The organism is Camelimonas fluminis, assembly GCF_014656355.1.
Taxonomy (GTDB): domain Bacteria; phylum Pseudomonadota; class Alphaproteobacteria; order Rhizobiales; family Beijerinckiaceae; genus Camelimonas; species Camelimonas fluminis.
Window position 1 is genome coordinate 1 of sequence record NZ_BNCG01000052.1, and the last position, 13537, is coordinate 13537.

Annotated in this window: 15 protein-coding genes and 1 pseudogene; 10 read left to right on the forward strand and 6 right to left on the reverse strand. The window is 65.2% G+C overall.

Annotated elements, in window-relative coordinates; translation table 11 throughout:
* Both IE243_RS20705 and IE243_RS20710 read right to left on the reverse strand, forming a co-directional pair.
* Positions 1 to 854 (reverse strand): annotated as a pseudogene (locus IE243_RS20705) (site-specific integrase); the annotation flags it as partial.
* 8 nt (positions 855 to 862) lie between these two features.
* Positions 863 to 1957: a hypothetical protein gene (locus IE243_RS20710; protein ID WP_191321221.1), complete on the reverse strand. Its 1095-nt coding sequence runs from the start codon at positions 1955 to 1957 to the stop codon at positions 863 to 865.
* Positions 1958 to 2019: 62 nt separating this feature from the next.
* Here IE243_RS20710 and IE243_RS20715 point away from each other — a divergent pair, with 62 nt between their 5' ends.
* The 5 genes from IE243_RS20715 to IE243_RS20735 all read left to right on the forward strand — a co-directional run bounded on the left by IE243_RS20715 (position 2020) and on the right by IE243_RS20735 (position 7604).
* Positions 2020 to 2289, forward strand: coding sequence for a type II toxin-antitoxin system Phd/YefM family antitoxin (locus tag IE243_RS20715; RefSeq protein ID WP_034462705.1), 270 nt, complete (start codon positions 2020 to 2022; stop codon positions 2287 to 2289).
* Positions 2290 to 2292: 3 nt separating this feature from the next.
* Entirely contained in the window at positions 2293 to 2739 is a 447-nt protein-coding gene (locus tag IE243_RS20720) for a plasmid maintenance toxin (PemK-like) (protein WP_191321222.1), read from the forward strand.
* A gap of 263 nt (positions 2740 to 3002) precedes the next feature.
* A complete protein-coding gene (locus IE243_RS20725) occupies positions 3003 to 4157 on the forward strand; it encodes an RHE_PE00001 family protein (RefSeq protein ID WP_191321223.1) in 1155 nt (384 codons plus the stop codon).
* Positions 4158 to 4285: 128 nt separating this feature from the next.
* Positions 4286 to 5257 carry an AAA family ATPase gene (locus tag IE243_RS20730; RefSeq protein WP_244643287.1) on the forward strand — a complete coding sequence of 324 codons (972 nt, stop codon included), beginning with the start codon at positions 4286 to 4288 and terminating at the stop codon, positions 5255 to 5257.
* Positions 5258 to 5264: 7 nt separating this feature from the next.
* Entirely contained in the window at positions 5265 to 7604 is a 2340-nt protein-coding gene (locus IE243_RS20735) for a S8 family peptidase (protein WP_244643288.1), read from the forward strand.
* A 49-nt stretch (positions 7605 to 7653) separates the two neighbouring features.
* Here IE243_RS20735 and IE243_RS20740 read toward each other — a convergent pair whose 3' ends face one another.
* A complete protein-coding gene (locus tag IE243_RS20740) occupies positions 7654 to 7875 on the reverse strand; it encodes a hypothetical protein (protein WP_034462709.1) in 222 nt (73 codons plus the stop codon).
* A gap of 179 nt (positions 7876 to 8054) precedes the next feature.
* On the opposite strand from IE243_RS20740, the gene IE243_RS20745 reads away from it, so the two are divergent.
* Together IE243_RS20745 and IE243_RS20750 are read left to right on the forward strand one after the other, a co-directional pair.
* Positions 8055 to 8255 carry a hypothetical protein gene (locus tag IE243_RS20745; protein ID WP_034462710.1) on the forward strand — a complete coding sequence of 67 codons (201 nt, stop codon included), beginning with the start codon at positions 8055 to 8057 and terminating at the stop codon, positions 8253 to 8255.
* 129 nt (positions 8256 to 8384) lie between these two features.
* Positions 8385 to 8648, forward strand: a complete 264-nt coding sequence (locus IE243_RS20750) for a WGR domain-containing protein (protein WP_034462746.1) — start codon at positions 8385 to 8387, stop codon at positions 8646 to 8648.
* A 68-nt stretch (positions 8649 to 8716) separates the two neighbouring features.
* On the opposite strand, the gene IE243_RS20755 is transcribed toward IE243_RS20750, so the two are convergent.
* From IE243_RS20755 to IE243_RS20765, 3 genes are all read right to left on the reverse strand, one after another.
* A complete protein-coding gene (locus IE243_RS20755) occupies positions 8717 to 9031 on the reverse strand; it encodes a DUF736 domain-containing protein (RefSeq protein WP_034462711.1) in 315 nt (104 codons plus the stop codon).
* A gap of 677 nt (positions 9032 to 9708) precedes the next feature.
* Entirely contained in the window at positions 9709 to 9867 is a 159-nt protein-coding gene (locus IE243_RS20760; RefSeq protein ID WP_160170419.1) for a hypothetical protein, read from the reverse strand.
* A gap of 323 nt (positions 9868 to 10190) precedes the next feature.
* Entirely contained in the window at positions 10191 to 10376 is a 186-nt protein-coding gene (locus IE243_RS20765) for a hypothetical protein (protein ID WP_034462712.1), read from the reverse strand.
* Positions 10377 to 10765: 389 nt separating this feature from the next.
* On the opposite strand from IE243_RS20765, the gene IE243_RS24130 reads away from it, so the two are divergent.
* The 3 genes from IE243_RS24130 (at position 10766) to IE243_RS24025 (ending at position 12685) form a co-directional block, all read left to right on the forward strand.
* Entirely contained in the window at positions 10766 to 11017 is a 252-nt protein-coding gene (locus IE243_RS24130; protein WP_505661117.1) for a transcriptional repressor TraM, read from the forward strand.
* 670 nt (positions 11018 to 11687) lie between these two features.
* Complete coding sequence (locus IE243_RS20770) at positions 11688 to 11993, forward strand: hypothetical protein (protein WP_191321225.1); 306 nt, start codon at positions 11688 to 11690, stop codon at positions 11991 to 11993.
* A gap of 89 nt (positions 11994 to 12082) precedes the next feature.
* The gene (locus IE243_RS24025; protein WP_363317724.1) at positions 12083 to 12685 is read left to right on the forward strand and encodes a Crp/Fnr family transcriptional regulator; all 603 of its coding nucleotides are present in this window, start codon (positions 12083 to 12085) and stop codon (positions 12683 to 12685) included.
* Positions 12686 to 13537 lie beyond the last annotated feature (852 nt).

Below are 13537 nucleotides of genomic sequence, written 5' to 3' on the forward strand. Positions count from 1 at the left end.
ACCATCCTCGCCCCGCTGCCCCCAACTTCGCGTTAACGCCAGAAATTTTGCGACAGGCCCGCCGGTTTTCGTGCGACCGAGCTGGATCGAGATGCACGGCAGCGTCGCCGAATTCGGGTCGAGCGGATCAAGCGGCACCGCCGGCTCCTCGCTCAGCTGCTCGATCCGCAGCCGCGCCACCTCGCTGCGCCGCCGCCCGCCGGAGGCGAAGGCCAGCAGCAGAATCGCGAGGTCGCGCGTGTCGGCGAGTCGGTCCGTCGCGCAGGTCGCGGCCAGGCGGTCGAGGACGTCGCGCGTCACGGCCCGCTTGCTCTTGCGCCGGCGCGGCCGCGGCGAGGCCCTCACCGCCAGGCGCACGGCCGACCGCACGGCGGGAGAGCCAAAGGGCCCCTCGATCCCCTTCCACCGGTGCAGCGTGCCCCAGCTCGCCAGGCGCCGCTTCACGGTGCTCGGCGCATGCGGGCCGGCGCTGCGCAACAGCCCCTCCCCGCGCAGCGCCCGGCGACCGCCGCCGGCATCCCGTGCCGGGGGTCGGTTTCGCGCTGCGCCAGATCCCACAAGTGATGCGCGACGAACTTCAGCGCCAACGCTTCCGTCGCCGGCCACGGCAGCGGCCCGCCGGTGGCGGCCGCCGCCCAGCCTTCGAGATAAGCCAGATCCGATGCCAAAGCCCGCAGGCTGTTTTCGCCCATGCCCTCGCGCGCGAGGTGCTTGAGCGTCGCGACGTCGTCGTCCGTGAGCAGTTGCGCGAGGCGATCGCGCCGGTCCATCGGCAGGATGGCCGAAAGCGTGTCGAGCTCCAGCGCGCGCCTGGATTCGGCGTTAAGCGATCGGCCTTTGACAATGTCGTCCATGGTACGCCTCAGAATCCGTAAGATCGCTCGGCCCAGCGCAGTAGCACCGCTGCATCCGCGTCCGGCAGGCGGACGCGCTGCGCCTTGAGGCCTTCCGCGATCGCGAGGCCGACATCGGGCTCGACCCAGTGGCCATGGGTCATCAGAAAGAACCAGCCGAAGGGCAGGCCGACCTCACCGTCAACCGCCTCGATCCGGTCCATCAACTGGTGAACCGACGTCTCTGGTGTCAGCAGGAGCCGCTCTCGTGGCATCTTCAGCGGCCGCGGGATGAAGCCCACTTCGCGCTCGCCTTTGTAGGTATAGTCGCGGGCGTCCAGCGCCCAGTGCGCGAAGACGCGCTGCGGCCGGGCGCTCGAGTCCTCCCAGTCTCGGAAGAAGCGCAGCTCGCGCGGCACGAACTCGAAGTAGTCCGGCACCAGGTTGAGGAAGGGGGTCTCGCGCGTCGCGCCGCCCGGTCCGGTCTCCCGGACGACGCGCCGCTCCATCTCGGGCCGCTTGGCCTCGCGCTTCTCGCGCTCGATGCGGCCGCAGCGGTCGAGGAAGCTGCGGACGTGGACGAAAGCGTTGCCGGCGCGGTCGAGGAGGCGGTAGACCGGACCGGCGAGGCGGTCCGTGTCGGGCAGGGGATCACGGCGCGGCCAGCTCGGGTCGAGCAGTTCCTGCTCACCCCACGGGCGGTAGTCCGGGTTAACGACCGGGCCGGCGCGCCACTCGACCTCGCGGCCGAGCGCGATCTGAATGTAGTCGGCCGGAGCGGGGCCGGTCGGCGCGAAGACGAAGGCGCTGGCGCCACGCCACTCGGTGATCTGCAGGCCGGTGTCCTTCAGGCGCTCCCAGGTCGCCTTGACGTCGCCGCCATCCTTGGCGAGCTCGCCCGTCATCCACGGCCCCAGCTCGCCGACGCGCGTGCCGTCCGGCTGGATGACCGACCGGGTGTCGCGCCAGTAGTCGTCGTCGACCCGGGCGAGGCTGAAGTCGAAGCCAGGGAAGGCGGCGGCGAGGGCGGGGACGAGGTCGGCGTCGATCGGGGCCGGGTCGAGGCCGGCCAGTGCCGCTTGGATCGAGGCCGAGTCGGGCAGGCGGACGGGAGGAAGGGTCATGGCAGGACCTCTTGCGGGATTAGCGGGATTTCCGTATATTCCGGAACGAAGGAGAACCGACCATGGCTTCCACCGTGACCGCCGCCGAGGTCTCCAAGAACTTCGGCGCCTACCAGGACGCCGCCGTGCGCGAGCCGGTGGTGATCACCAAGAACGGCAGGCCGCGCACCGTGCTGATGGCCTACGAGGACTTCGTGCGGCTGTCGAAGCGCGACCGCCGCGTCCAGCGCACCATCGACCTCAGCGACGCCGAGATCGCCGCGGTCGAGGCCGCCGAGATGACGCCGGACCCCGACCAGGTCGGCGCCTCCGCCAAGCAGACCGCCGGCTGAGAGGTGCTGCCGACCGACATCAGGCTCGGCTGGGTCTTCCGCTATGCCTATCTTTGGGACTGGCAGCACCGCGAGGGCCGGGAGGAGGGCGACAAGGACCGCCCGTGCCTGGTGCTGGCGATCGTCATGACGACGGAGGCGGGCGATCCGGTCGTGCGCGTCCTGCCGATCACCCACACGCCGCCCACCAATGCGGCCGACGCGATCGAGATCCCGGCCGACGTCAAGGCGCGCCTGCGGCTCGACGCCGAGCGCTCGTGGATCGTGCTGACCGAGAGCAACCGCTTCACCTGGCCGGGGCCGGACCTGCGCAATATCGACACCGAAAGCGGCTATTTTGGAGCCCTGACGCCGGGCCTGTTCGCCGAGGTGAAGCGCCGCTTCGTGGCGATCGCCCGCGGCGAGGTCGCGACCAGCGCGCCGCACCGGAGCGTGCCGCGCACCGAGTGACGGCCGCCGGCGGCGGCCGAAGGCGTCCGGAAGAGGGCAGGGGGCTGGCAGCGGCGGCGTCCTCGCGTCGATCGGAGGCCCGGCGGGCGTGATTCTCCAGGCTGAGGGCGGCCAAAATCGCCGATTTGCGATTCCGTGTCCAACACTATCGATAAGGGGTGGTTATCGATAGTCAAAAGGATGCGAAAGCGAATATCGCTATGACGGAAGCTATGCTCGTGATAGCTTCCGTTTGACCGATTCCGCTCAGAGTTATCAAGACGTTGCAGTCCGGCTACGAAATTCCTGATCCGCTGCCCTGGACCCATATCGCCGGACGGCTCGCGGCCGCCGAGGATGCGCTGGCCCGGCTCGACGAGCGCCTGGCCAAAAGCCCGATCCGCGACGGGTGGATCGCCCGCACCCACTTCACTGACGCCTGCGCCAGTCTTTGGCTGGAAGGCGAGCTGGTCCACCTCGACGATCTCGTCCTCCACGATGCCGGCATGGACATCCGCGCCCCGACCCATGAACTGACCCGCGCCCACGCCGTGCTGCGCACGCGCCGGCGCATCGCCGCGGCCAACCCCGACTGGGCGCTGTCGGCGGCCGGCCTCGCCGGGCTGCGGGGCAGGGGAGGGCAGGGCGACCGGGAAGCGGAACGGCTCAACCGGAGTGAGGAAGAGGATGAGGCGCGCGGTCCGGAGGACGAAGACAGCGACGCTGATACCGGCGAGGCGTTTCGCGTGGCCCCCACCGACCACCGGCTGGCCGACGTCTTCGCAGCCGTGGACGCCGCGATCGCCCAGGCCGATCGCACGCTGGCGGGCGAAAGCAATGGGCGGCGCCAGCCCCAGCCCGAGCGGGACCCGCTGGTCTACGATCTCGACTGGGACGAGGACGAACGTCTCGACGCCTGGCGTACCGTCGTCGACCAAACACGCAACCTGCCGCCGACGCTGGCGTCGGCAATCGCGGCAGACGCCTGGGCCGCGATCGAGCCGCTGCAGCATACTCCCTGGCTCGCACGCCTGCTCGGCGCCAGCCTGCTACGGGAACGCGGCAAGGCGAGGATGCACCTGCCGTGCCTGCACGAGGGACTTAAGGCGATCCCGCGCGAGCGACGGAGGCCGGCCGACAGGGCAGGGCGTCTCGCAGTCCAGCTCGAGGCGATCGCCGCCGCGGCCGCGGCCGGGCTGAAGGACCACGACCGCTGGCTGACCGCCCGCACCCTGCTGGCCCGCAAGCTCGACGGCCGCCGCTCGACCTCCTCCCTGCCGGCGCTGCTCGACTATGTGCTGACCCGCCCGATCGTATCAGCCGGCATGATCGCGGAAGAGCTGGAGATCACGCCGCGCGCCGCGCAGGACCTGGTCGGAAAGCTCGGGTTGCGGGAGGCGACCGGGAGGGGACGTTATCGAGCGTGGGGCGTTGTTTAGATGTCGCCCGACGCCGGCGATCTGCGTTGTTTAAATCAGGCAGTAACCCCATCGTGAAACGCTGCATTTGCGGTTATGATTCGTCGAGCAGGAGAAAGTAAAGTACAGCCATGGCCCGCGGGGAGTTGATGAAAAAATTGCTGGCCAGCTACGGTCGGGACGATGAGTTCCGTGCCGTGGCGGAGCAAATCATCGGCGAAGAGGAAAAGAAGAACAACCGCGTGCTGGCGCGCAGCCTGCGCAAAACACTCGAGGCTGGCCCAAGCCGCCCGAGCGGTCCGAAGGCGCTTGCGCCCCTGCTTCCGTTCCCCGAAGCGGCCGCCGACTTCATCGAGCGGATTGAGCCGCGGCACACGCGCAATGATATCGTGCTCGGGGCGACGAACGTGCGGGTGCTGCTCGGCCTGGTCAAAGAGTTTCGCCGCGCCGACGACATCCGGCGTCATGGCCTCAAGGTCCGATCCAAGCTCCTGTTCTGCGGCCCGCCGGGATGCGGCAAGACCCTGTGCGCGGAGATTTTTGCAGCCGAACTCGGTCTGCCGCTGTTCCTCGTCAAGCTCGATCGGCTGATCTCGTCCTACCTGGGGGAGACGGCCGGCAACGTCCGCAAGATTTTCGAGTTCGCGCGCAAACAGCCCTGCGTCCTGTTCTTTGACGAGTTCGACGCCCTGGCGCGCTCGCGCGACGACTCGAGCGAGCACAACGAGCTGCGCCGGGTCGTCAACAGCCTGCTGCTGTTCATCGACCATATCCAGCCGAAGGGCTTTCTGATCGCCGCGACCAACCTCGATCAATCGCTCGATCCGGCGGTGTGGCGGCGCTTCGACGAGGTCGTCTGGTTCGACAAGCCGGATCGGGCGATGATCGCCCGGTTCCTACGGCTCAAATTCAAGAACATCGCCACCGCGTTCGATCCGCTGCAGCATGCGGCGGCGCTGCAAGGCTACTCCTATGCCGAAATCGAGCGCGTCTGCACGCAGGCGGTCAAGACGATGATCATCGAGCGCCGCAAGCAGGTGCAGGCCCGCGACTTCAATCGCGCCTTGGAAGACGAGGCGCGCCGCCGGGCAGGACAGTCTCGCCTCGCGCCGCCGAGCTAGGCGCGCCGTGGCCCGATACGATCATCTCGAACTCGTCCGGCTTCCCGAGCAATTCGAGCGCCGCAAGCACGGCGGCGGCGGTCCGCCGCCTGTGCGCGATCGCGACCAGCACACCACGAAGCTGCGCGACGAACTCGAGGCTGCGACGCAGGAGCAACGACGTCGGCGCAAGCCCGAATTCGTCGATCCTTCTTTGATTTTGCGCGTGCAGATGACGGGTCCGCTTCTCGAGGAGGACTGGGAACGCCTGGGGCTCACGGTATTGTCCAGCGACGCAGATCGCACCCTCGTGCTGTTCGCGTCGAACGAAGATATGGTGGATTTCCGCGCGCGGCTTGATGCCTATCAGGGTGGCCCACCCCCCGGCCAGAAACACGCCCCCTACGTCAATTTCGTCTCCGGAATCGAAAGCATTGGATCGGTCGAGCCGCGCGATCGGATCGGTCCACGCTTGCGTGAAGAAGGATTCGCTGATGTCGCGGATTTCGTCGCACGGACATCCTATCTGGTGGACATCGAGCTTTGGGATCTGGGCGAGCGTCGCCTGCGCGAACGCAAGATCGAGGATGTCATTCGCTACGTCGAAGCACGGGCTGGCGATGTCTTCGATCGCTATGTCGGCCCATCGATCAGCATGTTTCGCGCGCAGCTGACGGGGGAGCTGTTGCGAACTCTCCTGACGGTTGAGGAGATCGCGGCGATCGATCTGCCGCCGGCGCCGGATGTGACGACGGCAGAGGCGCTCGACATGGTGCTGGCGGATGCGCCGCCGCTGAACGCCGTCGCTGATGACGCCCCGTTGATCGGCATCATCGACAGCGGCGTCAACGATCACCCATTTTTGGCGGACATCCTTGTCGGTTCGATCGGCGTTCCCGCCGAGCTCGGCACCGCCGACGTCTGGGGTCATGGCACCCGCGTGGCCGGTGTCGCCGTGTTCGGCGATCTTCGTGCGCAGCTCGACGCAGGCGGGTTACAGCGCGGCGCGCGGCTTTGTGCGGCAAAGGTGGTGAACGACCAAGGAGGCTTTGACGATCGGCGGCTCGTACCCTCGCAGATGCGCGAGGCGATCACGACCCTGAACCAGCGCTTTGGCTGTCGGGTCTTCGTGATCGCGCTGGCCGACCGCCGGCGCGTCTTCGACGGCGGCAAGGTCGGAACATGGGCCGCCACGCTCGACGGACTGGCGCGCGAGCTCGACGTCGTCATCATCGTCTCGTCCGGCAATCGAAGCCCGCGCGGCGGAAATCGCCTCGAACAGGCAGTGACGGAATATCCGCACTACCTTCTCGAGGATGCCAACCGGTTGTTCGAGCCGGCCGGCGCCTTGAACGTCATCACCGTCGGCGCGCTCGCGCATGGCGAAGGTCTCGATCCCGATCGTGCCGACGACGTCCGCGTCCGCGCCATCACACGCCTGCATGAGCCGGCGCCATTCTCGCGGATCGGGCCGGGACCGGGCGGCGCAACCAAACCCGACGTGGTCGAGATTGGCGGCACGCTGATTTTCGATGCCGTCGTCGCGAGGCTGCGGGGAGGGGAGGACGTCGGCAGCGCCGGTGTTCTGACCCTGCATCACAGCTATCTTGATCGGCTCTTCACGGCAGGGTCGGGCACGTCCTATGCCGCGCCGCGCGTCGCCTTCACCGCCGCTCAGATCCTGACGCGCTTCCCGCAAGCCTCCGCCAATCTCGTCCGCGCGCTCATTGTAGGGTCTGCGGAAATCCCGCCGCCCGCCGGCGAGCGGCTTCAGCTGCTTGGTGGGGATGCAACGCGGGCGATTGTCGGTCACGGTCTGGTGGATCTCGAGCGCGCCGCATTCTCGGACGACGCGCGCGTGACCCTCTATGCTGAGGATGAGCTCGCGCTCGATCATTTTGCGGTCTATCGGATTCCGATCCCAGAAGCGTTCCAGGCGGGCAATGGCGAGCGCTGCATTCGTGTAACGCTGGCATTCGATCCACCGGTGCGGCACACGCGGAACGACTATGCCGGCGTCGGCATGTCGTTCCGCTTGGTCCGTGGGTGCCAGCCCGACTTGATCTTCGATCATTATCGCAAGCGTGAACAGGACGACGGTCCGTTCCCCGAACTTGCAGCGCGATATAATTGCGCTCTCGTACCCGGTCCCCAGGCACGCGAGAAGGGAACGGTTCAGTGCGCGACCGTGACGTTCAAACGTGGTGTGGAAGATTACGGAGACTATTACTATCTCGTCGTGCGCTGCGAAGGCGGCTGGGCGACCCATGTCGATCGGCAGCAATTCGCGGTCGTCGTCGAACTGCTCCACAAGGCCGAGGTCCAGCTCTACGAACGCGTACGGCAGCGGATCAGGGTCCAAGCATAGTCTAAGCTATCCGAGCAAGCGTGCCGCTCCGCGGCCAACGCCTTGCCCTTCAGATCGATCCGCTGGCAAAGCTTCGCGACGAGCCGATCGTGGGCGCGGTGTGCGAGGGCGTTCTCGCATCCAAGCCGATTTGCGCCTCGTGCATGAAGAATAGATTACTCGCCGCCTTTCCTTCGATCAGGAAAGGAGCCGCAAACTGCCGATACGACCTTTCATATTCGACTTCTTGAAACCCGAACTCATTAAAGGGCATCGTCGTTTCGCGCGTCATTGTAATAGCCTCGACGATTGTTCATCCAGGCCGAGTTTGAAAGTCTGTCTGACGGATTTTTCCCGGCTCCCGACAATGGGCGGGCGAGCTTGCGATTTCGCGGCGCTTCAAGGCGCGGATAGCAAGAACACTAACGCCTGCAATTCCATTGCGGCTCAAACGTCGGGAGGGGAATTGAGATGACGGAAATTACGCACTCCGCGACGCCGAAGGGCAACGGCTATCAGGCGACGGTGACGCTTCCGGGGGGCGTTTCGGTGAGCTCGGCGGAAACCTATCCAACGATCGCAGAGGCAATCACCGCCGCCGCGCAGAAGTTGCTCGCGATGCCAGAGCGCCTCGCGGCTTTGGATCGATCACATCCCCAGTGCGACGCATAGCTGGCTCGACCAAGAGGCGGATCGCGCCGAAGCTGGTGCGACGGATTGATCACTCCGATGAATCGATCAGACCAGATTGATTCATAGATGGCGTTGGACGCCGCTTCCGAAGGAAGCGACACTCACGACATGGCCAGCGAGGATCCCGAACAGCTCCACCTGCATCGCATTGAGCCGGACCTGAACATGCGGCGCTTCTACGCGCTTGCACTTCAGCCGACGCTGTTCGGCGGCGCGTCGCTCATTCGGAATTGGGGCCGCATCGGAACGAATGGCCAGTCGATGATGGAGACCTTCGACGAGCCGGAAGAGGCGACGGCCGCGCTCGGCCGGCTCGAGCGTACAAAAAGGCGCCGCGGTTATCGCGATGCCGACGTTCAAGCTCGCAGTTAGGGCCTTCGCGGCGCGTCACGAACGTGGCGAGGGCCCCGCCTCGCGGCGGGGCCCTCTTGTCGCCCGGATCAGTCCCGGTTCGGCCGGGACCAGATCAGCTGCAGGCCTTCCTCGCCTTCGACTTCGACCAGGGTCGCGTAGATCGGGGCCGGGAAGCTCGGATCGTCGAGCTTGACCGAGAGGTAGTCGCGATCCGTCTGTTCCGAGTGCTTCTGCCAAGCGGCGCCGAGCTCGACATTCGCCGCTGCGAAGATGCGGAAGTGCGGACCCTTGTCGGAGGGGTTCTCGATGCGGACCAGCCGAGCTTTGACGTTCAGGGTCAGGGTGCGGATGGTGCCCGTGAAGCCGTTGCCGTTGGAGGTGAAGGTGCCGATGTTAGCCATTGTCTCATTTCCTTGTTATCAGGGCCGCGCCCATCGCGACCCGATGGCGGTCGTGAGACCGGGGGCGATCGACCCGCACCCGAAGGGCTGAAACGAAGTGGAAGGCGGCCGGAGGCGGCTTTTTTGCCTCGCGATGCAAAGCCGAAGGCGGCGGAAAAAAGTCGTCGCCGGACGTTGCGGGGACAAGATCGAGAGAACGCGCAGCGTACTCGTCCTTCGGTCAGACCAGGCCAATCGGGTTCGTATTGGGAGTGGCTGTCGTAAACGCCTTGGGAATGAGGACATGCGCGTCACTATCGCTGCCGCAATCACGCCCGACGGCACCATCACGGTGCACTCGCTCTCCCGCAGGCCGGCGTCCAGCTCGCCGACCGCAGCCGCATCCCGTAAGGGACCCACGATCCCCAGCCTTCGCTCGAATGTCATGCACCTGCCCTTGCCAGGAACCCGATCGGCAGGTCGCCGCCCCTCATGTCCAACCGAGCTGATGCGTCGTACTCGCGGTCTCGCCAACGCCAGTCATAGTCAAAGGCTGGCCCTATAGATGCCTCTGCGCCGGCGGCGGGGCCACCCGCCCGACAAAGTCCACGTCGCAAGGCGTGGCCTTGGCCCGAGGGACGCAAGCGCTTCGGTCCCGATGCAGCATCATCGCCGGCCATCGCCGACAAAAAAGGGGGCTAAGCCCCCGCCGCCTCGCGCTGCCGGCGTTCCGCTTCCGCGAGCGCCTGATCGAGGCGTTGCTGCGTTTCGCGGCGCTCCTTACGCGTCAGGATGCAATGCGCAAGCTCGGCGCGGAGTTCGGCAATTTCGGCGTAGATGTCGTGAACGTTCTCCATTTGAACCTCCTTCGTCTCGATGACGGAGGAAGGGCCACCAGGCGCTGGAGGGCCGGGTCAGGGATCGCGCAGCGACCGGCAGAGCCGGCGTGCGGGGGTGCCGATTTTCTGTCGCCGCCCTGCGGGTGGCGGCGGGAAATTGGGGGATGACCGCGCGTCCTTGACGCGGTCCGACTGCCGGTATCATCGGCCGACTCTGAGAGAGAGATGGCCCTGGCACAACGGAGCGGCTGGGTTCTTCTTCCTTCCCCGGCCACGCAAAGCCGCGGTCGTCGTGAAGAATCAGTCGAGGCGCCGCGTCGCGCGGCGCCATCGGAACCGGCTCAATGAGCCGGACCACGCTCGTAAGGATCGAATTCGTGAATCAGCTCCAGGTCGTCGCTGTCGTCGAGCTCGTTCGAGGGCAGTGCGCCGTAGGCATCGCCGGATTTGAAGAGCGTCACCGGGACCATCAGGGTGCGAGCGAGCTGGAAGGCGTGGTTCTGGGCAAGGGAAAGATCGTGCGACATTTCGAAGGCTCCATCCGGAGCGGGCCAATTCCCGCTCGATGGCTCCTCGAAGGACCGCCTTCGGTCGCGATCACCGCGAAGGCGAAGCTGGAGCGGCGGCAGCTGGGGCGTCGAAACCCCTGCTAGCGGTTGGTGCCGGCCGTTACGGCATCAAACTCCTTGACCTTATGGTCGGGGAGCCTGTGGCGTATGCAACAGGTTCTTCCCGAACTAAAGGCCACAGGGCCGTCTAGCACGGTTTCGAACTCCCCGATCACCAAGAGTCAGAGAGGGTTCGTTTGCGGGGGCGTACCGCAGAAACGATCCCAGTGGGGAGCATCGGGGTGGTTCAGGACGGAGAGCACGTATCGTCCCTGGAGTCGCAGACGGTCGCGGCTCATAGCGCCTATGTGGAAGCCTTGGCGGCGTGGGAGAAGGTCGTGCATATGGCCTCATGCCCCATCTGTCGCCCGGAGGGTCTTACCGACAAGGATCACGAACGGCGCTGCGACAGCGCCGAGCTCGAGAAGGAACGCCGTCGGATCGCTTTTCGAGATCTCTGCGATGAGCTCGGCTATGTCCCCGAAGGTCATGGGATCAGGCTTCGTACATCCGCTTGTCCGACTGATTCATGCGTCCGCGGTGGATCGGATGACGCATGAGAGCGCCGTATAGCGTGGTCTGCAGCCACCTTCGACGGCCAAGGGCCCAATAACTACGCGCATCGCCTCAATCCGGACATAGCCATCACGATACTGGCCTCACTCGCGAAATCGCAGAGGTTGGGATGGCGTCGTTCGGCTCCGTGCGGCCAAGACATTGGGGACACCGGCTGCTGAGCTGGTTGTTCATCGCATCGATCGCCGTGTACGGGCTGACGTCTAAGCCGGTCGATATTGTGGCGCTTTCGACCTTGCATCCGATCGTTCATCTCGTGGATGCAGACGAGACGAGTGGGAGCGGGCAATCCCAGTCGAAGTCCCATGTGCATGAATGCAGCGGCGTGGCATGTGCCTTGTGGATCCCGCTGCTACCTAGCCATGCGATGGCAATTCAGCGCGATCTGAAAGCAGTCTTGCGCGCGCCTGACGAAGACGGCGCGGGTCTCGGCCCCATGGACTTGGAGCGACCTCCACGCGCCGTCGCACTCCCCATCCGATAGCGCTGGGACGCGCGACGCCATCTGCTGGCGTGCGGTCCTGTTCAGACAGCATTCCGGCCGCGGTCTTACGCGTCGCTCCGCTTGGCTAACGTCACGCGCGGCGCGCGAAGTCCCGCGCCTGCGCTCCGCATCGGAGCATCGCAGATATGCCGGGCGTTCAGAGATCAGCCATGAAGACATCCACACTTATTCGACGCATCAACCGCATCAGAACCTTAAGGCTTTGCGTAAGGATCGCTGTTATTGGAACTGCGACGGTCGGCCCTGCGAGCGCTAGCGACGCGCCGCTCAGTGCAGCGCTGCTGGCGGCCAAATGTCCGGCGGCGAGCATCGAGGAAGCTTACAAATCGGACGCAGTCTCCGTCTTCAAGGTCGATTGTAAAGGCCTCCGCGTCCGACGCGTGATCGCCACCTGCACCCGAACAGCCTGCAGCGTGTCGTCCGAACCCGGTGATGATGCGGAGGACCGATTTTGATTGCGGGGCGCGAAAGCGCGGCGAAGGCGCCGCTCACCGAAGCAGTCCTCGCTGCTCTTACACATACGGCCGGCAAGTGTAGCCCGGGCGTGGTTGCTGTTCCATGCGGCTATCACCTTCTAAGGCAGGGCAGCCGGCTCAACGAAGTGTTCATCGTCCGCACTGGCCGCCTAAGAGTTGTCATGGTGTCGCGCAGCGGATGGGAGGTGGCTTGCAGCGAGTGCCGACCCGGCGATTGCTTCGGCGCGCTCGGACCGTCGCCTGGTCGGAGCGTTGCTGCCTCTGTGGTCGCCATGGAGAACTCCGTGGTGTGGAGGATGAAAGCCTGCGAGTTTCATACATTGGCAACTCTCTCGCCGGCAGTCGCGATGGCGGCACTCAGTCAGATGGCGGAGCGTCTCGAACTCGCCTTCCAGCAATGTTTTGAAACGACTGCGCTCTCGGTGCGCGCGCGTATCGCCAACAGCTTACTGCGATCGGCCCGCCTGGAAGATGGGCGCTACGTAATAGACCCGGTCCCAACCCATGCAGACCTTGCTCTGCGTATAGGGTCGAAGCGAGAGGTTGTCAGCCGTGAACTCGCGCGAATGCACGAGTTAGGGATCATTGCAAGATGCCGACCACGCATCATCGTTACGCAGCCGTCGCGGCTTGCAGCTCTAACGGAATTTCCGGAAGGAATGATACCATAGGCGACGGGATGAACGGCGGTCCGCCGTTCATTCTTTTTGATAGAAGCTGGCGGTCATTGATGAGTTCTGGCTGGAAGACCGCAGCCGGTCAACGGAGGGCAATTTGCAAAGGCGGTGCCGATGAAAATCTTCACGCACAATGCGAGAGGCATCGCCGGCGTGATCTTCCAAACAGGTGACAGCAGAACCCACAGTTGCGGCAAATGACAGACGGAAACGGGATAGCGAGCAGGTTCACAGGCGTGCTTAGATTCGCTCAAAGGCCCGGCATCGTTCGCACCAGCCTCGGTGAGCGGCGCTCAACGCGGTCATTACCGCAAGGAAGATGACACGCGGGCCGGCGCAACGCAGCGATTGTGGGGAGCGAAAGCCTGGCAGAGCGCGTTGGCCACTTGCTGGTCTTCGCTCTGCCGAGAGGTACACTGGCGCAGTGGCAGGAGGCGGAAGACGGGTCCATCATGCTGATCGAGAACTATCGTCCGATCTGTGCGGCCGCAACGTCCTGCCAAGCATTTCGCCGGGCGGAGCTTCAGATGTTCAGAGCTGTCCTCGGGCCCAAAGGCCACGCCGAGCGAACCGCGCATATCGTCGAAGGTGCCCAACGCTGCACCTAAGTCATCCGTGTGATGAATGGATGAGTATGACGCCGCCGTCTTCCCGCATTCGCCGAACTGGCCCACGGGTTCCAGCCGAGCTTGATGAGGCCGTGATCCGCGCGCTCGTCAATAGGGTCATCGCGCTTGCGCGCGAGGACGACATATGGAGGCCGTTCCAGACGAGCACCGGCACACCTGGACGGTTCGAAAAACCTGGTGCTTTGAGGTCTCTGGAGCGAAACTGACGCTGTCAGAT

Coding starts and splice junctions, on each gene's coding strand:
- IE243_RS20755 (WP_034462711.1), bottom strand. CDS start 9,031: ATGGCTAACATCGGCACCTTCACCTCCAACGGCAACGGCTTCACGGGC.
- IE243_RS20710 (WP_191321221.1), bottom strand. CDS start 1,957: ATGACCCTTCCTCCCGTCCGCCTGCCCGACTCGGCCTCGATCCAAGCG.
- IE243_RS20770 (WP_191321225.1), top strand. CDS start 11,688: ATGAAGACATCCACACTTATTCGACGCATCAACCGCATCAGAACCTTA.
- IE243_RS20765 (WP_034462712.1), bottom strand. CDS start 10,376: ATGTCGCACGATCTTTCCCTTGCCCAGAACCACGCCTTCCAGCTCGCT.
- IE243_RS20730 (WP_244643287.1), top strand. CDS start 4,286: ATGAAAAAATTGCTGGCCAGCTACGGTCGGGACGATGAGTTCCGTGCC.
- IE243_RS20745 (WP_034462710.1), top strand. CDS start 8,055: ATGACGGAAATTACGCACTCCGCGACGCCGAAGGGCAACGGCTATCAG.
- IE243_RS20760 (WP_160170419.1), bottom strand. CDS start 9,867: ATGGAGAACGTTCACGACATCTACGCCGAAATTGCCGAACTCCGCGCC.
- IE243_RS20750 (WP_034462746.1), top strand. CDS start 8,385: ATGGCCAGCGAGGATCCCGAACAGCTCCACCTGCATCGCATTGAGCCG.
- IE243_RS20715 (WP_034462705.1), top strand. CDS start 2,020: ATGGCTTCCACCGTGACCGCCGCCGAGGTCTCCAAGAACTTCGGCGCC.
- IE243_RS20740 (WP_034462709.1), bottom strand. CDS start 7,875: ATGACGCGCGAAACGACGATGCCCTTTAATGAGTTCGGGTTTCAAGAA.